Origin of the sequence: Maricaulis maris (genome assembly GCF_049116555.1) — a bacterium.
Taxonomy (GTDB): Bacteria; Pseudomonadota; Alphaproteobacteria; order Caulobacterales; family Maricaulaceae; genus Maricaulis; species Maricaulis maris_C.
Genome location: NZ_JAGDYT010000003.1, coordinates 54,196 through 77,750, shown reverse-complemented (window position 1 = coordinate 77,750; position 23,555 = coordinate 54,196). Strand labels below are relative to the sequence as shown.

Annotated in this window: 11 protein-coding genes and 1 tRNA gene; 6 read left to right on the top strand and 6 right to left on the bottom strand. The window is 57.7% G+C overall.

Features of this window, described 5'->3' with window-relative positions; all coding sequences use genetic code 11:
- Nucleotides 1–31: 31 nt before the first annotated feature.
- From JXQ94_RS05060 to JXQ94_RS05045, 4 genes are read right to left on the bottom strand one after another with little or no spacing between them, the layout of a single operon-like run.
- A complete protein-coding gene (locus JXQ94_RS05060) occupies nt 32–2,209 on the bottom strand; it encodes a UvrD-helicase domain-containing protein (protein ID WP_421922723.1) in 2,178 nt (725 codons plus the stop codon).
- Nucleotides 2,206–8,583: a DEAD/DEAH box helicase gene (locus JXQ94_RS05055; RefSeq protein WP_421922722.1), complete on the bottom strand. Its 6,378-nt coding sequence runs from the start codon at nt 8,581–8,583 to the stop codon at nt 2,206–2,208. The genes JXQ94_RS05060 and JXQ94_RS05055 overlap by 4 nt, the downstream gene beginning before the upstream one ends.
- Complete coding sequence (locus JXQ94_RS05050; protein WP_421922721.1) at nt 8,580–13,439, bottom strand: N-6 DNA methylase; 4,860 nt, start codon at nt 13,437–13,439, stop codon at nt 8,580–8,582. Before JXQ94_RS05050 ends, JXQ94_RS05055 begins: the two co-directional genes overlap by 4 nt.
- A 4-nt stretch (nt 13,440–13,443) precedes the next feature.
- On the bottom strand, nt 13,444–16,398 hold the full coding sequence (locus tag JXQ94_RS05045) for a DEAD/DEAH box helicase (protein ID WP_421922720.1): 2,955 nt from the start codon (nt 16,396–16,398) through the stop codon (nt 13,444–13,446).
- Nucleotides 16,399–17,142: 744 nt separating this feature from the next.
- Between JXQ94_RS05045 and JXQ94_RS05040 the strand changes: the two genes are divergently transcribed.
- From JXQ94_RS05040 to JXQ94_RS05015, 6 genes are read left to right on the top strand one after another with little or no spacing between them, the layout of a single operon-like run.
- Nucleotides 17,143–18,498: a site-specific DNA-methyltransferase gene (locus JXQ94_RS05040; protein ID WP_421922719.1), complete on the top strand. Its 1,356-nt coding sequence runs from the start codon at nt 17,143–17,145 to the stop codon at nt 18,496–18,498.
- 5 nt (nt 18,499–18,503) lie between these two features.
- Nucleotides 18,504–18,923 (top strand): DUF5681 domain-containing protein, encoded by a 420-nt coding sequence (locus JXQ94_RS05035; RefSeq protein ID WP_421922851.1) that lies wholly within the window; start codon nt 18,504–18,506, stop codon nt 18,921–18,923.
- Nucleotides 18,913–19,332, top strand: coding sequence for a DUF5681 domain-containing protein (locus tag JXQ94_RS05030; RefSeq protein ID WP_421922718.1), 420 nt, complete (start codon nt 18,913–18,915; stop codon nt 19,330–19,332). Before JXQ94_RS05035 ends, JXQ94_RS05030 begins: the two co-directional genes overlap by 11 nt.
- Nucleotides 19,333–19,379: 47 nt before the next feature.
- Nucleotides 19,380–19,649: a DUF3489 domain-containing protein gene (locus JXQ94_RS05025; RefSeq protein WP_421922717.1), complete on the top strand. Its 270-nt coding sequence runs from the start codon at nt 19,380–19,382 to the stop codon at nt 19,647–19,649.
- Nucleotides 19,650–19,651: 2 nt separating this feature from the next.
- Nucleotides 19,652–20,059, top strand: coding sequence for a DUF2924 domain-containing protein (locus tag JXQ94_RS05020; protein ID WP_421922716.1), 408 nt, complete (start codon nt 19,652–19,654; stop codon nt 20,057–20,059).
- The gene (locus JXQ94_RS05015) at nt 20,056–21,714 is read left to right on the top strand and encodes a recombinase family protein (RefSeq protein ID WP_421922715.1); all 1,659 of its coding nucleotides are present in this window, start codon (nt 20,056–20,058) and stop codon (nt 21,712–21,714) included. Before JXQ94_RS05020 ends, JXQ94_RS05015 begins: the two co-directional genes overlap by 4 nt.
- Nucleotides 21,715–22,029: 315 nt before the next feature.
- Here the strand turns inward: JXQ94_RS05015 and JXQ94_RS05010 are convergent.
- A tRNA-Ser gene (locus tag JXQ94_RS05010) sits at nt 22,030–22,120 on the bottom strand.
- A gap of 178 nt (nt 22,121–22,298) precedes the next feature.
- Nucleotides 22,299–23,519 carry an acyl-CoA dehydrogenase gene (locus JXQ94_RS05005; RefSeq protein WP_421922714.1) on the bottom strand — a complete coding sequence of 407 codons (1,221 nt, stop codon included), beginning with the start codon at nt 23,517–23,519 and terminating at the stop codon, nt 22,299–22,301.
- Nucleotides 23,520–23,555 lie beyond the last annotated feature (36 nt).

The following is a 23,555-nucleotide window of genomic DNA, read 5'->3' as shown; positions in this document are numbered from 1 at the left end:
CCCCCGGCGTTATTGGAATTGGCTCGCAGCATCAGTCGCACTGAGGGCTCTCAGGAAACATCGACGACGGCCTGCCGGTCCACGAGACCAGAAGCGCCTTTTTTGCCCGGGTCGCCGCGACATGGAGCAGCGACCGGAACTGCCTGTGAATGTCTTCAAGATCGGCGGCATCGACAGCGTTCTGTAACGTAAATTTTGGTGGGAACTCACCCTCGGACAAGAACGGAAGGGCTACGGCGAAAAATTCCAGTCCTTTGGCCCGGTGCATTGTGGTAACCCGCACGCCAGGCTTAGTTCGGTCATCTCCGGTCGTGGCGCTAAGGCGAAGTGTGTTGATACCTCGATGCCCAAGTTCTTTGCAGACTTCGTCGGCCGATGCATTGGTAACGGCAAGCACACCGATTTCCTCAACGCTTCCGCCTTGCTCGACCTGCCTCTTTATCCAGGAGGCAAGTCCATCCAGCTCCGCCGCCCTGTTTGAATGATGAATGGTTTGCGGAGCGGGACCGCTCATCAAACTCGTGTAGCCCGCAAATGAATCTACCCCGTCATCGAGGTCATCGACCGCGATGCCCTCAAGGATTGCTACGGCCCAGGCCCTGATCTCTTGAGTGGTTCGATAATTCAGCTTCAACCGGCGCGATCGGCCTCGGATGTTGATGCCACAGGCCTTCATCGAGGCGCGTCGCGCATAGATCCGCTGGTGAGCGTCTCCAACAATGAAAATCGAATTCGTATCGCCGCCGGCACTTTCAGGAATGATCGCGCGCACGAGCCGAAAGGCTTGCTCGCCCATATCCTGCGCTTCATCGATCACAACGCCGGCATAGGGCAGTTGCGGGGCTTTGGCCTTTAGGATCTCGATCGCCTCGCGATAGGCATCGTCGGGCTCTGCGAGATTTTTCGATATCAAACGTGCGCGGTAGTCGGAGAAGATATCCCAGAGCTGGGCGCGCTTTCGGCGGTCAAGTGGAGTGCCTCGCCCAACCCGCGACGCCCGCAAATAGCTCGACTTTTCAAGCAGGCCTTGGGCCTGAATGATTTGAGACCACTCTGCGCGCACGAAGGCTTCGCTTAACCCGTCTGGCAGGGCGTGATCGATGAAGACATCCTCCCAGATGCTATCGAGTTCAGCACGGTCCTCTCCAAAAAAGGCGATACGGCGTTCGAAGTCTTTTCGCTTCAAAAACTGACTCACCCACCGATCCAGGTTCACGACTTCAATGCGGGAGGCCTCTTTTGACAGATGCTCGGGACAAAGGGTTTTGAGGTTGGCCTCGATGTCTTGCGCAAGCGATCGAGTGAACGTGGTGACAAGGATGCGCTCGCCAGCTCGTTTCGGGTCGAGTTTGATCTGATCAGCGAGGTGTTTGGCGCGATGCATGGCGACGACTGTCTTGCCGGTGCCTGCACCCCCACGAACCATGGCCGGGCCATTGTATTCCCGATAGGCGAGCTTACGTTGCTCCGGATGTAGAAATACGCGCCACCCATCCAGTTCGCCCTCGAAAAAGCGACGCAGCTCTTCCTGACTTTCCGGGATGAAGATCGTCTGACGGCTTTCTTCGCTGGAGATCAAATCCTCGAAGGAGGCTTCGGCCGGAGATTGCGCTGTTTCCTCCTGCGCTATGCCCGTAAGAGCATAGACCTCTTCATCGGAATATCCCGCAGCCAGCCCATAAAGCACCTGGAAGGTCGTGGCGTCGAAATGACCCTCCCGGCTTTCAAGATCGTCAAGTGAGCTGATGGTGCGAGCGGCGGGAATTTCTTCCTCCGTGACGCCCAGCGCGATCAAGCGCTTATCTGCGATACCAGCAAACAGGGTGGGCGTTTCAGCGGTGATGGGCGATACGGTCTGTGCCTCTTCCAACACCTCAACGATCCGCACGCGGTTGGTTGATGCATCCAGTTTCACGCGGCGTCCAGATGCCCAGCGATAGGCTTTGTCGTGCTCGTTGACGTGCACAAACATGATGTCGCGCCCCGCCTCGAAGGCGATGGCGCGATAGCCTTGATCGACCCGAAGGGACTTGAGCGCCTTGTCTTTCGAGCCTTCCACGGATTCCAGATTCAGCCCGCCGGCCGATGGATCGCTCATATATTTGGTCATCAAATCGAGAAACTTCTTCACGACCCGATCGGGCAGGCTGCGAAGCGATTTCATGCAGCCAATGTCATACGAAACGCGTTTGGCGGTTGCTGTGCTCATGCTTCAACCTTCCCCATTTTCTTGATCAGTAGTGAAACCGTCTCGGTGATCGACGAGGAGCCTGGGAGGAAAACAAGGACGTCGTCGACGGGACTGGCTAGCTCGCTCTCGCAGACAGCCAGCGAATGTGAACTCCAGCCGAACTCGATCATGCCTGTGACACGACCATTCTCGATCACATCATCGCCAAGTCGGTCTGGGGCTGGCAGTCCTGCTGCATGGATTGCGTCTAACAAGGGGTGAAAACCCTCCTCACACAGCTCTTTCGCCAATATCCAATCTTCGTCGGTACTCGGCGGATCGGCCGCTTGGTTGGGCAAGAGCAGTGTGTCGAGGCCAGGTATGTCCACATGCAGGCCCGGCAGATTTTGCAGTAGATTGGTTAGTCGCCAGAACCCCCGCAGAATCGACCTGGTTCGTTCGCGCTGCGCTTGATTGACAGGGCCGGCAGCCAAATCGACGGCTAGGACGACCCTCAAATCTGAAATTGCTGTAGGCCACTCGTTGGGTCGCAATTTGTCCGAAGAGAGCAACAAGGTAAGGCCACCTTCGGTGATGTCAGCGCGACACACGCCAGCTTCGAGGTGCAGTTTGGTGTCGTCGTTCAGCGCCTCAAAAGGTCCAGGTGAGGCAAACTTTGAGTTCAAGCCGGTAATCGTTCGAGCCAGGACAGAAACGGCCTTTTCGCATTCGCCGTCCTTCCTTCGCAGAGCTGTTACGAGACTGGCAAAACTGGACTGAAGTCGAATTCGATCAGTTTCGGTGGACAACATCTCAAAGTCTGGATTGGTAAGAACACGTCCTAACCGGCCCTCTGCTTCTGCCCCGACGGCCGAGGGTTTCAATGGGTTGGAGAAATCCGGATCGGCTTCACTTGCTAGGTCCTGCCAGAGGAGTGTCCAGACCCGCACCTGCCCTGACCGGATCATCTCAAATCGGTCAGTGACATCTTTGGCGATCGTGTCGGCGTGGTACTCTAGGCCGTCGGTCTCGACGATTATTGGTTTGACGTCAGACCGACCAATCGGTTGCAGAAGAAAATCAACTCGCTTTCGGGGCAGGCCTCGATAGCGCGCATCGATTTGGACCTGGGTTTCGATGCCCCATAGCTTGGGACTTTCATCTGTTCCCGCATTGATCACGAAACCTCGAGCCCCGCCGGGTAACACCTGTGCACGGAGACTTTCTGGGCCAAATGTTCGTTCGAGGGCGGCGAGGAAACGTTGCTCCAACTCGGTCTCGACCAGAGAGGATCGGATTGAGGTGTCGATACTATCGCTCGCCTTGCTCAAACTTTCCCACTGTTTGAGCATAGCCTCCATCAAACCCAGCGCCCGGTCGCGCTCCGGCTCGCCTGGACCAAATTGTGAACGATAGGATTTGACACAGCGATAGCAGCCGGATTTTTCCTCCTTCGCGCAGGGGCAATCGCGCAGCTTGACGATTGCTCGCTCAATAATCTGACGGAGCGTTTCAGGGTGTTCGCCAATCTGACGGAGATAGCCCGAACCACCTGGCACGCTATCGTAAAGGAACAAGCTGCGAACTGTGGCCATGCCATCGAGCTGCGTTTTCACGACAGCCGGCCGAATATGGTCAACCTTCCCGGCGAAGACCTGGCGCATGCCCAGATTTATCCCGGCAACAAAACTCTTGATGTCGTTCTCATCCGCCTCACCACTGACCGGCATGACGATTCGGATCGCTTCGGTGTTGAACTTGCGCATGAGGAAGGCTTTGACCAACCAATCCGATTGGCGTGCCTCCTCGTCCGCCGGCACCGCACAGTTTGGAGCGTGTTCTCCCTTCGCGTCCGGTTCCAGGGGACCTGATTGGACCGCACCGCATTTCTGGCAGAGCTGGAAGGGGTAGGATTGCCTTTTTTCGCCGGCGATCTGAGGGCCGCTTGGAGCGTTGGATTGTCGACCGTAGTTTATGTCGTGGAAGCGGCAATCAGTTATGAACTCGAACCCGAAGGGTGCATCCTCTGAGCCGTTAGAGAACCATGCCGAAACAATATCGCTGGGCCCGTAGCTGGGGATCATTCCCCGATCGAATAATTGTTGTTGGCGTTGATCACCGTCCTTGATCGCCGCCTTGTCTTCCGAGCTGATCGCCAAGACGGATTTGAGGTCGACAACCTCATGACGCGATCCGCTGTCTGACCACATTTCATCGCCGCATTTCGGACAAGCATCGCTCGGGTCGTCGGCCAGCTTGTCCGAGGCGTAGGAACAATTCTGACAGAAGCGCCACTCGGAAATATCGTCTGGTGAAAGATCTAGGCGATCAATCTTCACCTGTCGGCCATCGGCGTAGAATGTCTGGCCGGGCGCAAATTCTGAAAGCGCAGAGCTCGCGGATCGTGAGTACTCCAGATACAGCAACCCGTCATCATCGGCCGGAGACTCTCGACGTGCCAGAATTGAGGTGAGCTTCACCCCTTCTTCCGGGAAGGCGTAGTTGGGCAATAGGCCTCTATCCGTCAGGAACTTCAGAACGCTTGCGTCTTCAATCCCGCTGCGGATGAGACGATTAATCGCCTTCTTGTCGCGATCGAGTTCTGCTTGAAGTTTGTCGTATTTGTCTTTCTCGTATTCCTCTTTGCGGCGTTGGAGGCGGCGTTGTTCCTTGGTGACCTCATCGCGCTTGGCCTTCAAGCGAACCCGTTCACCCTCCGCGGCGTCAAACGCGCTCAAGACTTGCCAGCTCAAAGAGTGTTCGCCTCTCTCACATAGATATGCGCTCAATCGTTCCGTGAGATCGGAGCGGCCTTGAACCGCTTGGGGCAGGATTTTGATAAAGCGATCCGCAAGCTCGCTCGCGCGCACCTCGACCATTTCCAGCCAATCAAATGGAAACCCAATCAAACTGCCCTTCGCTCTGCGGGCTAAGACATCGCGGACCTTACCGTAATCACCGGCCGCAGGGGTGCTGGCCACGTACTCATCCAGCGTGAAAGCGGCGATCTGCCGAAGAAGAACGGCTTCTGCGGCGATATAGACGCCGGGGGCCTTGACCTCGCCAGCCAGCATAGGTTTGGGGTCTTCCCAAAACTGCAAGTCGTGGGCGCGTGCATTGGCGAGCACAAGATTGAGCGCGTTGCCATCACGTCGCCCCGTTCGCCCCATCCGCTGGACATAGTTGGCTTCTTCAGGTGGGACAGAGCACAATAAGAGCGTCGACAAGTCGCCAATATCGATACCCATCTCGAGAGTCGGCGTCGCCGAGATCAAGTTGGGGGCCCAGCGGGTCTCTTCTTCGATAAAACCGACCTCGGTGCGTAAGCGCGCGTCCGTCTCAAGCAGGCCTGTGTGCTCGCGTGCGACTACGCGATGGTTTCGGTCCGATTGGAGTGCCCGCTCGGTTGCAGCTACTTGCGCGGGGGCGATCTGCGTCAGCTTGCCGTCGCAGCCCATGCGCTGGCAGTTGGAGCCCTCCAGGGCTTCGACATTGCCTGATAGAACGCGGTCACGGCGGCCACATCGCCCACAGGCCAAATGCGCCACGTCAAGCGACACATCGATGGTGTCCCGGTCAATGAGATAGCCGTGCCCGTCAAGGCCATCCGGTCGCTCAACCCGACGGAGCAAGCCGTCCGCCTCAAGACGTCTGAGCACCAGAGGCAGCACCGTTGAGGGATCGGATGCGATCGCCAGGTCCAGCCGCGCCAGACACCTGAAAAGCCAGTCACGATACCAATTGCCGCTATGATCACGCGTAATGCCTTCAAATCCGACGAGCGAGCGTTTCAGCGTGATCGGGATTGGTGCGAGTCCGCGTCGATGATTGAGCGGCGGCAGGGTCTGGCTTCCACCCACTCCAAGTTGTCTTGCGCCGCCAAAGTAATTGAGCCCCTTATCACGCGTGTTCGTGGCGATGCTGGCCGCGACGTAGGGATGGTCGACCGAGCCTTGCCGGCGCATGCGTTGGAGCAATCCGGCGAGAAACGGAACAAGCGCTTCTGCATCGATCGGATCGCTTGAAGGAAATTCGTTCCTTATCCCGTGCGCAAGTTTTTCCGCACTGTCCGTCAGCCGCGCCGCGGAAACATCCGCGATACCAAAGCCGTTCGCCTCAAGCGTGTGAGGCAGGTGGGATCGATAAGTGAGGTCGGCGAAATACTCCCACCCCAAACGCATCGCCATCTGGTCTAAGAATCGCGCATCCGTGATGGACGTGCCAGAGTGGATGAGCGCTTGGTAGTCCTTTCTCCAGGTCTGTTCCTTGGCGATGAATTGGGCCGTGAAATCATCACCGCCCATTTCATCGAGATAGCGCTCGGGAACATCCTTGATGACCGCGCTCAAGAGTTCGGACCGCGCAGGATTGGCCTGCAGGGCCTGATAGAGCGACTTTTGCGAGACGGTGCGGGCATTGCGCGTCTCGGCCACCGCCGCGCGATGAGCGGCGTCCTGGACTGAATCCGAGAACATCAAAAAGCGAGGCTTGGCGGTCGGCTCGTCTTCATTTTGTTTTGACGTGTAGAGCGTCCCAGTGATGCCGGTTGTTATGCGCGCGGCGCGCATTCCGAAGAGAATAAGGCCCTGTGATTGCCCGCAGGCTGGGCAGGTTCGATCTATCCGTCCGTGATCATCGGTGGGGTCGTACATCCAAACAGGACTTTGCGGGCCCGGTTCGAGATCGTCGTGGTCGCCGGGCTGAAACTCCAGGCTTTGTGCATCGAGCAGGCCGGAGACGATGCGCTTGCCGCCACTTGCCGCCTTGACGGTTCGATCAATGCTCTCGTGATAGAAAAGCCGGATCTTTTCCCCGCCACGATCGTCAAAGAATTCCTCGTAGATCTGATCAAGCGCCGCCCAATAACTCATCCCCTTGGATGACTGGCGGCCTACATGCGCTGAGGCTCCGCATCGATTGCAGTTGACCATCGGCAGCATGGAGCGCAGCTCGGCCTTATCAAGGTCAGCGCCGTGATGAAGAGTGATGGCTGAGCGCTCTCCACCCTCAAGGGTGCGCGGGAGATCCACGACCATCCGCGCCATCTCGCGGATCCAGGTTTGCAGACGCACATTGAAGAGCGGGCGCGGATGCGCTGAGTCGCCCGAGCGTGCCCAAGCCACCAGCGAGACAACAAGCTCGGCGAGCTCGCGTGAAGCAGCCGGACCCCAGTGGCGAAGTGCTTTGGCCTGGCCCAGAGCCTCAGCGATGTCGGACAGGGAAGCAGGTCCAGCATGATTGTGGATGATGGTCAGAACGCGCTGGCAGATATGATGTTCGACCAACAGCTGACCCAGGCGTATGCGCCAATCTGACGAGCTTGGATCGCCGGCGTGGAGTTCGGCAAGATCTGGGTCGCGCTCATCCGGAAAAAGGCAAAAGGCCAGGCGACGCGCGGCTTCGGCCTGGTCCATGTCTCCTGCTGCTTCCAGCGCCTCAGCGACATCTTCTGGCTTGGGCCACACGAAATATTCCGGCGTCGGGAAGACGGCCTCCGGCTCAAGTCGCGTTTCGCGGATGACCGCGTCCTCGTCGAAGGCCTCACCGAAGATGGTTTCGGCATAGTTGCGAAGATCCTTGAGCGCATCATCGCCAGTACCCAGCGTGGCTGATGAACCTACACAGACCAGATGATCCTGGGGCACCTCCAGGCGGCTTTTGAGGCGGCGCAGCAATAGGGCAAGGTCAGCCCCCTGCGCCCCGTCAAAGGTGTGCATCTCGTCGACCACCAGAAAGCGCAGCGTCTCGGGTGCGTTCTTCTCCCAGAGCGCCCTGTCTCGGGCGCGCAGGAGAAGATAGTCGAGCATTTTATAGTTGGTGAGCAGAATATCCGGCGGATTTTGCCGGATAGTGTCGCGATGAGTGATCACGCTGTCCGGCGTCACCTCGGTTTCGGCATTGGACGGCTCGGCATCGGCGTAGATGCCGGCTCTGACCCCTTCCAAAGCCGGTATGGAGGTGATCGCGTTGGCAATACGGCGCGCCTGGTCGGTCGCCAGTGCGTTCATCGGGTAGATGAGGATGGCCTTGATGCCAGGCTCACCCTTGTGCTGGCGGCAATGATCCAGGATCGGCCAGAGATAGGATTCTGTCTTACCCGAGCCTGTGCCCGTCGCGACCAGGGTTGAGCGCTTGTCAGCACCCCCCAGACGCTCAAACGCGCTCATCTGGTGCTGGTAGGGCGCAAACTTAAGCGGGACTTCCGGGAAGGGCTGCTCCCAGCCTTCCTTAGCTCCCTCAATCTGCTTGAACGGCATGTCGGCGGAGACCCACGGCCCCTTGATGAAGTTGTGTGGTTCGCTCAGGAAGCGATCGACGACGCCTTCAAAGGCGGGGCTCGTGGTATTCAGAGTTGAGCGCACAAGGTCGGTTAGACCTTCCTCGATATGGCGCGCGAGCAGGATGGGATTCATGTATCGCCTCCATCCGCCTTCAACGCCCCAAAATGCGCCCAAGCGCGTTTGTAGTCTTCCACCCGGTCGCAGGTGTCGAACGGACCCACGAAGCGTCGTGTTACTTCGCGCGGCCCTCCCGGCATCGTGTCGTCAAGGACCGTGCAGGTGAGTTCGGCGGGGTTTTCGGCGAGGATCTTCTCCCAAGCAGCGCGGCCGGGGCTTTTCATCTCGCCTTTCTTGTTGGCTTCCATATAACCGACACCGGGCAGGCCTTTTGAACAAGTCCAGACGATGCGGCCATTCTGGTCGTACCACGTGCCCGCTTCGTTTTTCTGCAGGACCGGAAAGTATATGCGATAGATTTCGATGAGCTGGTCGAGGGTGAGCCCCAAGGCTTGAGCGACGAGGACGTCGATTTCGACAAGAGCGAGGCGGCGGGCGAATTCGGTGCGGAGAGCAGCTGAACGTTGCCAGCTCGCTGGACCCGCGATCGGGCCTTCAAGCGTTAATCGGTGATCAGTCGATGACCAAGGATGAGCTACAAGCGTTACTGCTTGGTCATTCCAAAGATCGGAATACTGTTCCGTGAGGCACATCAGACGCAGGGCACGATGAACGGCTGTAGGCGCCGGAACGACCCAAGGCCATCCTTCTACAGTGGAAGAGTGTATGTCTTCCTTGCCGCGGATTTTCGTAAGAAAATCCCATACCAGCGAAATAGCAGCCGTGCTGGCCAACACGAGCTGCTCCGTTTCCCGGAATGCAATACTTTCGACACCATGCACATGGGTGAGTTTCGGCGGGAGGAGAGCCCCGCTGAGTGTCCGCTCCATGTTTAGATTTAACCGCCGTCTGAGTGAGAAACGAAAAAAGTCTGCGTGACTTTTAGTCGTGTCCCAGTCGCACTTGGTGATGCGCGAGCTGTATGTTTTTAGGGGCACCGCCGGGGCATAATTCGAGCGGGGCAGATAATCTGCCGGGGCATAGAGTAGGTCCACCAAATCGTAATCTGCTTTAGCTCTGCAGATTGATCGTGGTGTTTTGTAAATAGGGTTCCCAACGTAGATATGCGGTCCCTGCAAAACGATCTCATCAGCGGGGCGGAAAGCAGTTTCGCGTCGTATCGTCCCATCTTTTTGCGCAGCTGTTTCGTTCCAGTGAGCGGACATCTGCCAATCAGACACAGCAGATCCTAGCTTCGGAAAACGAGCCATTCGCTTGAAGACATCTAGCGTGTTCTCCGAGAATGGCTGGATAAATCGTGCTTGTTCAACGGGGACATCGTCATCTTCGGAAAGTGCGTGAACGACTTCCAATGCTCGTTGATCGATTTTGACGATGCGAGCCCGGTGGCCGCGCGTGTCCCAATTGCCGGTCTTGTCTTTTAAGTCGGGCAGCTCTCCTATCCCATCATGGTCATATGAGTCCGTAATCTGGGACGGCAAAAAAGCGGTAGTGAACTGGTCGAAGCACGGCTTGGCATCACTGCCGCGATAGATATTTTGACTAAAGCGCATGTAGTGGGCGGCATCCGCGAAGTTTTTCGACTTGATCGTGTTTATATATCCAAAGTGTTTGACGATGCGGGCGTACCAATGCTGTCTAAAGGCTCCCGCTTTCGGATCGCCGAGATGCCCGTCCTGATGGATCAGCGCCGAATAACCTGCAGGTGCTACCAGCCTCCAAGAAAGATCAACGAAACACCGATAGAGGTTGTTGGAGCCTCCGCCAGCAAAGGGATTCATGACCTCTGATGAGGTCACCTCCATTGCTCCACGTGTTGCAGCAAATTCCGCCACAAACCGGTCTTTGCCCTTCGTCTTCGCAAGAGCGTCCGGCAATGCCTTCTCGGCATCAGACGCGCTCAAGCCGGCGTAGAGCGGGTCTATATCGGCCAACACGAGCCCCGCATTCCAGGAGGGCTTTGCCCAGGGCGGATTTCCGACGATAAGATCGAAACCGCCCCTAGACCGCATCACATCCGCGAAGATCAAGTCGAAGTGAACGAATCGGGCTTCTTCGGCCACCTCGACCGCCACCTTGAGCCAATCAAAATTCTCAACCAGCGCTTCGACGTTCGTTTCATGGAAGAATTCCGCCTGGCGGCGCTCAGCGACCTTGAAAAGGTCGCGCGCCGGCGCATCCGGTTCCAGCTGGTCGAGAAAGTCCGGTTCGGGATCGGCAAATTCATCAAGGCTGGGGGCGGCGAGCGTGCCAGAGGCCGAGAAACCGCCTTCCAGCAACATCGTCATGCCGTGAAGGAATTCAGTTCGATCCGGCAAAAGGTGCGCCTTGTCGAGCGGCCACAGCCAGAGCGCACACCACGCGTCCATCGCGGTCTTGAGGCGCTTGTAAGGCAGTGTATTGGACGCGTGATCATCGCCGGTCAGACGCGCCGTGATGAATTCCTTGCCCAGAAAATCGAGCTTCTTATTGCCTGACATTTCCCTGTCCGGCCAGAGCGTGATGGCATCATTGGACGCCTCGCGGGTTTTGGCTAAATCATCGGCCACTTGATCGAACAGCTTGTCGGCAATCGCACTAAGCTTTTGGACCAGCTTGACTTCATGCGGTTCGAACTTTTTGAAGAAGCCCGCCTTGCGCCAGGCCTTGATCGCATCCTGCGCGTCACCCGCAAACGGCTTGATCGACGTATCCTTGTCGAAATTCGCCATGTCCTTTGCGGGCAATAGCCATTGCCAGACATGGTCTTCCGGCAAGCGGTTGCGCCAACCGATCTCTTCCGGCTTGGTTTCTAGCCAGAGGTCGTTCTTCTTGCTCGCTCGCAGCGAGAGGGGGGCATAGGCGGCGCGGCGCGCGCCCAGGAGCGAATTGCCTGCATGAAGTTGATCGCCAAACCAGGGCGAGAAATCACTCGCGTGAAGACTATTGAGCCAGAGCGAGATCGCGCCGAGCTCGACCGCGATCGGATTAAGGTCGACCCCGAAACAGTTTCGGTCCGAGATAAAGGCGCGGACCTTTTGCTTCTCCAGCACGATCTCATCCTGCGGGATGGTCTTGCCGACTTCTTTTTGCTTGCGCTCGAGATAGAGATCGGCGAGCTGGTTGGCGGTCTCCACCAGGAAGGCCGCAGAACCCATGGCGGGTTCCAGGATTTTCAGCTCCAGGATTTCGTCGGCGGTGAGGTCCTTGCACCGTTCCATCAGCGCATGTTTCACCAGAAGGCGCGCCAGCGGTTCTGGTGTGTAATACGAGGCCGACTTTTCCCGGTCGCGGCCGGCGAGGCGATAGGTGAAGCTGCCCTTGGGATAGATGAGCGCCTGGCCGCCCTTGAAGATGACATCTTCGGGGTCAAACTCGTCCAAACGGCTGCGCGGCACGAAATAGCTCGGCGCCAGTTTGTCGACGCGGTCAGACCGGCCGGCGCTTTCGTCCAAGGCCTCCGAATCGTCATCGTTGGACTCTGGCGGGGCTTCCTCCTCAACATCTGATCCATCGTCGCCGCCGTCGTCCGACGCGTTCGCCTTGCCACCTGACTTCTTTCGGTCCTTTTGCGGCTTGAGCTCGATCATATCGGTCTTAGCGACCGTTCCCGTGAAGGAGATGAGGGTCTCGTAGACCGCGCCAAGCTGTCCGATCCCGAGTTTGGCGTAAGAAATCCGGCCTGTGCTCTTGCCAGTGCGAAGCGAGAGGAGCCGAATGATCTTCTGAATGGCCTGATTGCGTAGTGTCACCGAGTTGAGCAGCGGGGTGCTTTTGGGGTCGAGAAGCGAAACCTTTACGGAGGGCAGTTTGAGGACCGCATCCTCGCCCTCGAAGAGCAGTGTCAGCGTCCGCTGCAGGCTTTCCCAAAGATAGCTTCCATCGCGCTCGGACGGCGTGCGAAGCCGGACGGATTCCAGATCACGCAGGGCTTCGATCGAATAGCCGCTGGCGTAAACCGAGTTCTTGATATCCAGGATATTTAGCCGCGTGTTGGCTTCGGCGTAGAACAGGAAGAGCAGTCGGTACATGTAGCGCAGGCATTCGCGTGAAAGCTCTGGCCCTTCGATCCAGACGCCGGCGCGTTTGTGCCCGCTCGGGTGCTTCCCCCCGGTCACATCGAGCACTTCCTGTCCTAGGATCTCGATAGCATCGCGAACGGTTCGTTTAAGTGAAGAGGTCACCGCGTTGGCATTACGCTGGGCTTCTTCTTCTAAACGATCGGCAATTGGAACGCCTTGGTCAGGCACACGTGCTTCGCGGGAAATGAGACACGCCATGACTGTCAGCGTGTCCTTGTCCTGGTCGGCAAAGATCTCCTGCAGGTCAAAACGCAGAACGGAGCGGGCAGGCCACTTGCGTTTGTCGATCAGTACGATCTGTGAAAGACCGAAGACCAGAACGTCCTTGGGCGCGTCGTCCAGCGCGAATACGCCGTCGGCCAAAATCTCTTCGAGGGGGCGCTTGAGTTCAGCGTACTCTTGTTCACTCTCAAGGAACTGCGTCTCATCGAACAACAAACCCAAGGGGTCATTGGCTTCATCCGCCGTCGAGGGCAGGGCGGCCTCAACCGCCCAAAGCGCCACTCGCCCCTCCGAGTTGGCGACTTGCGCCAGCAGCGGGATGTGGGTTGCCTCTTTAAGGGCAGTCAGTCCCAAGGCTCGTTTGGGTTCGTATCCCAGCGCCTTCAGTAAGCCCTGCTGCATCTCGCGATAGAGCTCGAGACGACGCTGACTAGCGGTTGTCGCCCGGATCTGCTGGAGTTTTGAGAGGCAGGCCTCACCGGCGGCTTGGAGGCGATCTACGGGGTGATCCGCGCGCGCCATCGAGCGCCAGAGCCCGGTGATGTCTTGCAGCTCGTCTTTGAGAACATCAGACAGCGTGCCAGACGGGAAAAATTCCGCTTCGTTTTCAATACCGGAAAGCTTCATTTCATCACCCAACAAATACCGCTTTGACGTCCACATAGGGGTGCGGGTCGTCGACCATCGTTCGGGTTTTTTCGAACCACTCCTGCCAATCCCCAAAGAGCTGGTCGATTTTCTTTTCGCGCGCTTGCTTCAGCGCTGAACGCCGTCGCGAGTGGATTGATGTTTCCGCATCGTCGAGTTCTGGAAAGTCCAGACGTAGCTGAGATCGATGGCGCGCTTCGAACTCGGCGAGTCGCTCGAGTACCTGCGAGAGTTCTTCCTCGATTTCGGCTGCTCTCAGCTTGCGTTTCTCAACCAAATGCCCCTGAAAGGCGTCCACCGCCCTGCCGATAAGGCTCTGATCCGGAAGCCTCTCCAATGGTCGATTGGGCACTTTGTCGCGTAACCGCGCTCGGTCGATGAAATCATCGACCTCTTCGACCAGCACCTCACCGCTTGGCCGAATGCGAATGACCGCCCATCGATCCACAACTGGCGCGCCGGACTGGTTCGGTATTGCGCCGTGTAGGATCACCGCGACTTCGCCAGGTTCGATCCGACCTTGAAGATTAGCGACAGGCGCGCTGTGATCGGCAAAGAATGCATCGGCACAATCTGCGAACCACTCCAACATGGGATGGCCATCCCAGAGGAATTGCACGCTCGGCCAGGAACGTTCCTGCATCTTGGCTTTCTCGATCGCCGAAGTGATGACATCAGCGCGATCCGTCAGTTCAATTTTTCCGCCGGGGCTTACCGCCTCCGCGGGCATGTAGCGATCATCAATCGTGTTCTTGTCCGCATAGCCGAGCGTGTCGGAAGCCAGCAGATCAGCGGGCGCCTTGAAACGGATAGTCCTGTCCTCAGGATCGATCTCCGGGGGATGTTCAAAAACGCCAGCATTGGGATCGGCCAACCGCTCCAACATTGCGCTCGCATAGGCGAAGGTATCGCGATAGAGGCGCGGCGGCGCTGTTTTAGATGTGGGTGTCGTGGATGAGCTTGTTGGCTGTGGAGACGATGCATAGTCACCAAACAGAGCAGCGTACTCATCGTCGATGCTCGGCCGGGTTTCCGCGTTCTTTGCGCGAGCGTCCATTTCGCGCTCGAAAGCCTCAGCGCCTTGCCCGCTCGCCACGCTTTCCGCAACGACCGCTTCTTCACCGTCTGCATCGCCCGCGCCGAGGAAGACCGACGGGTCACCGACGCCCTGTTGCACTGCCTCGTCTTTCTCAACGAGCTTGTCGAGCACCCACATCTGCCGAACCTTCGGGTGGGAACTCTCGCCAACAAAATAGTAAATTTGTGGGTTGCGATCCTGGCCATACCGGTCGATCCGGCCGTTACGTTGCTGAAAACGAAGAAGCGACCAGGGAAGATCGAAATGGATCAGGCGATGGCACTGGAAATGGAGGTTTAGACCTTCGGATGCCATGTCAGAGGCGATCAAAATTCGGAGTGGCGATTTTTCCTGTCCAAACGCCTCGAGCGTCTCCTGGGTTTTAACATCGGCTTCGACGCTGCCACCGTCGACGCGACCGACTTGTTCATCGCTAAGCCCCAAGTCAGCTTGCAGCCGCTCTTTCAGCCAGGAGACCGTCGCGATCCGTTCGGAAAAAATCACCAATCGATCGCGTTTGGCTTTGCCCGTCCATTTGATGTTACGCAGCAACGCCAACAGTTCCTGATACTTGCTGAAGCTCGCCATATCGATCTGCCGCACAAGATTGGCAAGATTGCTCAGGCGACCTCGATCATCCGCGGTACCGCGGGCGTTTCCGGCATCAATACGCTTGATGCGCCCTTCGACGGTTTCCAAGCACGCGGCTGGACTTGAGAAGATTGCCTTAGCAAGCGTTGTGCGGAAAAGGTCAATTGCCCGACCTTTGTGGTGATCCTCATCAAGGTCCAGTTTTAGCTCGGCGATCGCCTCATAAGCGGCTTCTTCGTGCGCGCTGAGTGGAAAGTCTTGTCGGTGAAGCTCGCGCTGCTTGGTTGTTTTCTTCAGCTCAGAGACGATTTCCGGGGACGACCGAAACCGGCGGACGACAAGGTCCTCGATGTCCTCGCGCCTAAGGTGGGCGGGGTCTGGAACGCGCGTCGGATCGAGCATCTCAATGAGACTTGCAAAACTTTCCTGGGATCCGTCATGTGGAGTCGCCGTCAGAAGCAAAAGGGAATCCGTGCGGCGCGCTAGGAGATTTGCGAGCTTGGCACGAAGGGCAGTGTTGCCGCTCGACTTGGCCCGGTTGGCGGCATTATGCGCTTCATCGATGATGATCAGATCCCAGAATGAGTCCTCGATCGCAGCGCGGATCTGACCATCCTTTTTCAGCGTATCAATGGATACGATGGAGCGGTCGAACTGATCGAAAACATTGTAGTGTGCGGGAATGTTGTTTCGCATTCGCCGGATAGCGGCACTGTCCAGTCGTGAAAGCGGGATGGAAAACCTGGTCCAGAATTCCTTTTGGAACTGGGTCAGCATTGCTCTTGTTGTGACCACCAGAATTCTGTCGGCGCGACCACGCAGCGCCAACTCTGAGGTGATCATTCCCGCCTCCAGGGTTTTACCCAAGCCGACATCATCCGCGATAAGCAGACGAACACGGTCTTGGCTAAGTGCGCGTTCGACTGGCAAGTGCTGGAATGTCAGATCATCGATGGCTGCCTGTCCGAGAAGCAGTGGTTTCTTCGATGTGGTGTGCGTGCTGCGAAAGGCTGAGGCGAGGTAGAGCTTCGTGTCGATCACCCCCGGAGAAGTGTCCGCGACCAAGTTGATGGCGGCCGGGTCTAGAACCTTCCGATCAGGTTCAAGCTCCCAAACAAATTCCGCAGCTTTACTTTTTGTAAGCCCCGAGAGCCCATGGCACCTGACTACATTGTATCCGCGACGGCCGATGATTTTTTCTTGGATTTTCCAATGTGCCGATCGTATGCGCACTATCGCGCCCGGTACCGGCGAACTAGTGATTTCCATTTCCGCCCCAAACATTGTTCCGTCGTGCAGCCGCACTCTCGAAGAGACCTATTGCCACAGACACATGACAAATTCGGTCGCACTCGACTCTGCAATCCCTTTAAGTTGCAGGAGTTTGTAAAAACCGACAAGCGTGTGGCCTCGGGTTGTCTACAGGCATTTTGCTGGCTGGCGGTCTGTACCAGTGTCAATCGGAGAGTCTTGGACATATGCATTGCGAGAGTCACCGGCGAGGCCTCCAAATTTACCCTGGTGAACTTTGCAATTTTTGTTCTATTCGATTTGCCCCTCTTCGCTCATAGAGTGGCCATAGGAACGATTGATTTCATCTTCGCTCCAGCCAGCTTGCCGCGCTCGCCGACGCGTCTCCTCAAGGGCTCTTTCACAGGAGCCTTCGCGAAGAATCTCCTCATGTAGCCACTCGTCGCCTGTTGCAGTAGTGAACTCCGCCATCGCTGGGCTCCTCAATTCAACCGTTAGAATTGGCTTGCTAGCGGGGACGAAGTCAAACCCGTGACTTGGGGGCTTCAGGCCGTTTAAACGCTCTTAATGACATAAATACAATGGGTTATGGTGAATTCTCTTGCGCTTTACCCAAAGTCGTGCAATCTTTTTTGTTACGCGATCACCGGCACCGCTGGTTCGAGCGCGCCACAAACAGCAATCGAAATCAACGAAACCGAAAAAGACAGACGGGTTTAGCCCGCCGGGCTGTCTGGCGGGCGTTGTTCGAAGGAGGCTGTTTTGGCCAAGAAGAAGGTGGCGACGCCAAGTTTGCCGGCGGCATTGCGACTGAAGGTCGTCTATCGACGAGTTGATGACCTCACAGCATACGAGCGCAATGCTCGCACGCATTCAACCAAGCAGATCAATCAGATTGCCGCCTCTATCGGCAGGTTCGGGTTCGTGAACCCGGTCCTGGTTGATGGCACGGGCACGCTCATCGCCGGTCATGGACGCGTTCAAGCCGCGCGGCAGATCGGTATGAAAGAGGTGCCAACGGTCGCGCTGGAACATCTCTCTGACGCCGAGCGGCGGGCCTTGGTTATCGCCGATAATCGGTTGGCCGAGCTTGCCGGCTGGGACGAAGACGTTTTGAGACTTGAGCTGTCCGATCTGGAGACGCTTGAGCTGGACTTTGAGCTCGAAGTCACGGGCTTTGATACGGGTGATCTGGACAAGCTGTTGGCGGATCCCGGTGATGCCCCGGACAGCGATGACCGCATTCCGCCTACTCAAGATCGCCCGCCGATCACGAAGCTGGGGAATATCTGGCAGATCGGCGATCATCGACTGATCTGTGGTGATGCGCGCGACCCGATCGTGGTGGAGCGGCTTATGGAGGGGGAAACCGCGGATCTCGCGTTTATGGACCCGCCTTATAATGTGCCGATCGACCGTCATGTCTGCGGAAGTGGAAACATTAAACATCGCGAGTTCGCCATGGCGTCGGGCGAGATGTCGATTGGCGAGTTCACACAGTTCTTGTCTGATACGTTCGCGCTGGCGGCGGGGCACAGTCGAGACGGCGCCATCCACTTCATCTGCATGGATTGGCGCCATATGGGTGAGGTGCTCAATGCTGGTGGCCACATCTATTCAGAGCTGAAAAACCTCGCGGTCTGGGCAAAGACCAACGGCGGAATGGGGACCTTCTATCGCTCACAACACGAGCTGATCTTCATCTTCAAGGTCGGCACCGCGGCACACACCAATACCTTCGGACTGGGCAATAAAGGGCGCTATCGCACGAATGTCTGGACCTATGCGGGCGTCAACAGCTTCGGTGGCAACCAGAAAGACTTGGCGCTTCACCCCACGGTCAAACCCGTCGCCTTGGTAGCCGATGCCATCAAAGATGTAAGCCGGCGCAGCGACATCGTCCTGGACCTCTTCGGCGGCTCGGGGTCAACGCTGATCGCGGCCGCCCGGTCTCGGCGCCGCGCTCGCCTGGTCGAGATCGACCCGTCTTATTGCGACGTGATCATCCGGCGCGCTCGCGATGTTCTCGGGCTTATCGCCGTAGACGCCGAAACCGGCGAGACGTTTGGGGCGATTGAAGCCGCCAGCGAAGCGCTTCACCAGGAGGATGTGGCGTGAGCGAAATGTCACCTCATAAGAAAGGCTATATGAAGCCGCCTCGGAGCCGTCAGTTCAAGAAGGGGCAGTCCGGGAATCCCAAAGGCGGCCCAAGAGCCGTGTCGGCGCCAGACGAGATCTTGCTGAAAGTGCTGGCCCGCCGGGTTAAAGTCGCCGGATCGAAAAAGAAAGTGACAATGCGGGAAGCTATCTTCCGAAAATTTCGGGAGCTTGTTCTCACGGGCGACCGTCAGGCATTGAAGCTGGCCGAAATGATTACGAACGCCAATGCAGAAGCGGCCCAGAACAATCTCCAACCCAAGCCCATCGACTTTGAAGCGGCCCGACGTCGGATTTGGTCTCGTTTGACCAATGATAATGACCATTACGACCGAGAGATTAAGCCCGTTATTGAGGGAAAGAGGTGGGCTGACGATGAGCGATGAAAGCTACCAAGTTGGCTACGGCAAACCCCCTTTACATACTCGTTTCAAGCCAGGTCAGAGCGGGAATCCGAAGGGGCGCCCGTCGCGGCGAGCGGCAACGCTTAAGGACGCCGCCGAAATCCTCGCAGAGCCGGTGACCGCGAAGGGCGCTGACGGTCGCGTGCAGCGCCTTGAAGCGTTGGAAGCGGCCTATCTGGGGATCTGCCGAAAAGCCCTCGGCGGCGACCGCCGCGCCATTCTCGACATTATGCGATCTATCCTCCTATTCGCACCTAGGCGCGAAGCAGCGGACGCGGCGTTTGAGCGCGAAGTAACCGCCGCGCGTGAGGCGATTTTTCGCAAGCTCGATCTCGATCCAGATCAGTATGACCGGATGCGGGCTGGACTTCCTCCTAACGGGAAGCAGTAGTTCGCCCGTGCCCGGTGTTAATCGGGCCTTTCCTGGTAGAAGCTGGCATGGCGCTGGCTTCCGACCAGGAGGCCTTAATGACAAAGAGCAATCTAAAATCGAACAAGACCGAACAGATTATCCGCGCCCTTCAAACTAAACGCGGCGCGGACATATCATCGCTGTGTCAGCAGACTGGCTGGCAGGCACATTCGGTTCGCGCAGCACTATCCCGATTGCGGAAGGCGGGTCGCAATATCGAACGTCTCAATTCCAAGAAATCAGGTCAGCCACCACGATATCGGATGACTGGCGCAGATGCACCGAGCGCGTCGTGAACATGCGCGATCCAGACATCAGCTCACTTACCGATCTGGCGCATCGTGAGCTGGCTGAAAAGTGGCAGGCGTTACTGGGAGAGCCTCCACCGCGTCGCACCAGCGCAGCTTTCATGCGTCGGGTACTCGTGTTTGAAATCCAGGCGCGACAGTCGGGTGGCATTGCGCCAATCACGAGGAAGAAGCTGGAGAAGGTATCGCGAACGGGGGATGCCGATTCCAGTCAACTCGAAGTCGGCGCTCGACTGATCAGAGAATGGAACGGTGAGACCCATGTGATTGAGGTCGTTACAGATGGCTTTGTCTGGCGTGAGCAGCGTTTTCGATCGCTGTCCGCGGTCGCCAAGGCGATTACCGGAGCCCACTGGTCCGGTCCGCGCTTTTTTGGCCTGAAAGGCCGAAGCGCATGACCGTCCAAAATACCAAGCTGCGCTGCGCGGTTTATACGAGGAAGTCCAGCGAAGAGGGCCTGGAACAGGAATTCAACTCGTTAGACGCCCAGAGGGAGGCTTGTGAAGCCTATATTGCGAGCCAGCGCCATGAAGGCTGGCGGGTATCGGCGACGCGCTATGACGACGGCGGAGTGTCGGGTGGGACACTGGACCGGCCGGCGCTGAAACGCCTCCTGCGCGACATTGAGGCTGGTCAGGTCAAAATGGTCGTTGTTTACAAGATTGACCGGCTAACGCGATCACTGGCCGATTTCGCAAAACTAGTTGATTTATTCGACAAGGCGGGATGTTCCTTCGTTTCAGTTACCCAAGCTTTCAACACATCGAGTTCAATGGGCCGACTAACACTGAATGTGTTGCTTTCTTTCGCCCAGTTTGAGCGTGAAGTAACGGCCGAGCGCATCCGTGACAAAATCGCCGCTTCGAAGCGTAAGGGCATGTGGATGGGCGGCTTGGTGCCGCTGGGATACAGGCTTACGGGATCGGCCGGCCGGCGAAGGCTTGAGATAGACGAACGAGAAGCCGAACATGTTCGCCTCATTTTCAGTTCTTATGAACGTGAAGGCTGTCTGGAAAACGCACGGAAGGCTGCCGAGGCGGCTGGTGTCGTCTCGAAGGCCCGAAGGTTCAAGAGCGGCAAGACATGTGGCGGGAAGCCACTCACGCGGGGGCAGGTTCACTACGTTCTGAAGAATCCCATATACGCCGGCAGGGTCAGACATCGCGACAAGACCTACGAGGGCGAGCACGATGCGATCATAAACCCGGACCTCTTCGAGAAGGTTCAGACGAAGCTGCGAGCGCGTGCCAGACGGCCTCCGGCCGGTTCAATCCCAACCGGGGACCGATCGCTTTTGTGTGGACGCCTCTTTGACGAGAAGAGTGATCGCCTGACACCGACTCACGCATCAGGCCGCAACCGCCGCAAGCATCGCTACTACGTCTCCAGTCGATTGCTAGCGGGAAGAGATGATCCAAGCGGTTGGCGTCTGCCGGCCGTGCAGCTTGAGAACGTCGTTTCTGGGCTGGTTGAAGGCCGTCTAAGGCAGGCGGTCAGCTCCGGGGGCTTGTTCGCGGAAGTCGATGCGGGCTCTATTAGGAACGCCGATAGCGTGCGTTTTGACACCAGCACGTGCCTGTCGCTCATCCGACGTGTTGATATTCAACCAGGAGAGCTTCTCGTTCAACTATGTCCCGATTCTGTCGCAGCATGGCTGGGGCTCAAACCGGAAGCCTTGGATCAAGGGCAGCTGCATTTTACTTCACGCTTCCAGATGCGAAGACGGGGTGTAGAGACCCGGATCATAACCAGCACCTCCGCCGCAGAAATCGACCCGGTCCTTATCCGTGCCTTGGCGCGGGCGCATGACTGGGTTGACCGTATCAAATCCGGAGAGCCGGCGAGTGCCATCGCGCTAAAAGAGAATACGTCGGACGCCTATGTCCGAGTCCGCGCTAATCTCGCCTTTCTGTCTCCGCGGATACAAAAAGCGATCACCGAAGGGCGGCAACCCCCGGATCTGACACTCGAACGCTTAGTCCGCGAAGGTATCCCGCTGGAGTGGTCGATCAGGAACGAAAATTTGGATTTTAACGACGATCGAATTCCCTGATACGCAGTTCCAATTCCCTCATTACTCCTAAAAATTCCCTGTTCCGATTCCTCAAGGGACATCCAAAGCCTTTGAAATAACGCGCGAAGTAAGCGTGACTGGCCGGTTTTTGTCCGGCTTTCCCTGTAGATTTCCCTGACATCAGGGAAATGCGGTTAAGCGAAGCGGGTGATGCTCGGAACTGAGACGGGGCGGAATTGGTGACTAGGTCGTGCCGTTGTTGCCTGTCTATTGGAACAGGGACTCCGACTAAGCACCGGAAATACGCCGCTTTTCGGCGCGTCCTGGCGAACATACGAATGAGACGGGAATAAGTGGCGGAGAGGATGGGATTCGAACCCACGGAACGCTTTTGACGTTCACTCCCTTAGCAGGGGAGCGCCTTCGACCACTCGGCCACCTCTCCACCTGCGGGTTTAGAATGCGGCGGCGCGGGCATCAAGTGCGAGTTGCGGCGATTGCGGCATGGATTGCAGGCGGGAAAATGCCGTTCCGGGGCGCTGTACGGCGGCCCGGGCCTGCGCGAGGGCAGGCGGGGCCCGTCATGGTACTGACAGGCCCCGCGATGTGGGAGTGCCCGCGGCCTAGAAAAATGCCTGCAGGCCTGTCTGGGCGCGGCCGAGGATGAGGGCGTGCACGTCGTGGGCGCCTTCATAGGTGTTGACCGTTTCCAGATTGACCATATGGCGCATGACCTGGAATTCTTCGGAAATCCCGTTGCCGCCGTGCATGTCACGCGCCATGCGGGCGATATCCAGCGCCTTGCCGCAATTATTGCGCTTCATGATCGAGATCATTTCCGGCGCGGCCTTGGCCTCGTCCATCAGCCGTCCGATGCGCAGGGAACCTTGCAGGCCCAGCGTGATCTCGGTCTGCATGTCAGCCAGCTTTTTCTGGAACAGCTGGGTCTGGGCCAGCGGCTTGTTGAACTGGATACGGTCGAGCCCGTATTGGCGGGCGGCATGCCAGCAGAATTCCGCGGCGCCCATGGCGCCCCAGGATATGCCGTAGCGGGCGCGATTGAGACAGCCGAACGGGCCCTTCAGGCCGGAGACATGTGGCAGGAGGGCGTCTTCGCCGACTTCCACATTGTCCATCACGATCTCGCCGGTGATCGAGGCGCGCAGGGAGAGCTTGCCGCCGATCTTGGGGGCCGACAAACCGGTCATGCCCTTCTCCAGCACAAAGCCGCGAATCTTGCCGTCATGCGCGTCCGACTTGGCCCAGACCACGAAAACATCGGCGATGGGCGAGTTGGAGATCCACATCTTCGCGCCATTGAGCGTGTAGCCCGTCGCCGTCTTGGTCGCGCGCGTCTTCATCCCGGCGGGGTCGGACCCGGCATCCGGTTCGGTCAGTCCGAAACAACCAATCCACTCGCCGGACGCCAGCTTGGGCAGATATTTCTGGCGCTGCTCTTCCGAGCCATAGGCATAGATGGGATACATGACGAGCGAGGACTGGACCGACATCATCGAGCGATAGCCGCTATCGACCCGCTCGACCTCGCGGGCCACCAGGCCATAGGCGACATAGCCCAGGCCCGCGCCGCCATACGCTTCTGGCAGAGTACAGCCCAACAGGCCCTGCTCGCCCATCTCGCGGAAGATGGCCGGGTCGGTGTTTTCTTCGCGATAGGCGTCGATCACGCGCGGTTGCAGCTTGTCCTGCGCATAGGCGTGGGCGGTATCGCGTACCATGCGCTCTTCCTCGGTGAGCTGGTCATCGAGGTGGAAGGGGTCTTGCCAGTCAAAGGAACCCAGATCCGGAGCATCCTTGGCTTTCAGCGTCGGCTTGTCGGTCATGATATCTCCGTTCCCTCGGGCAGTTTGTGTTTCGCT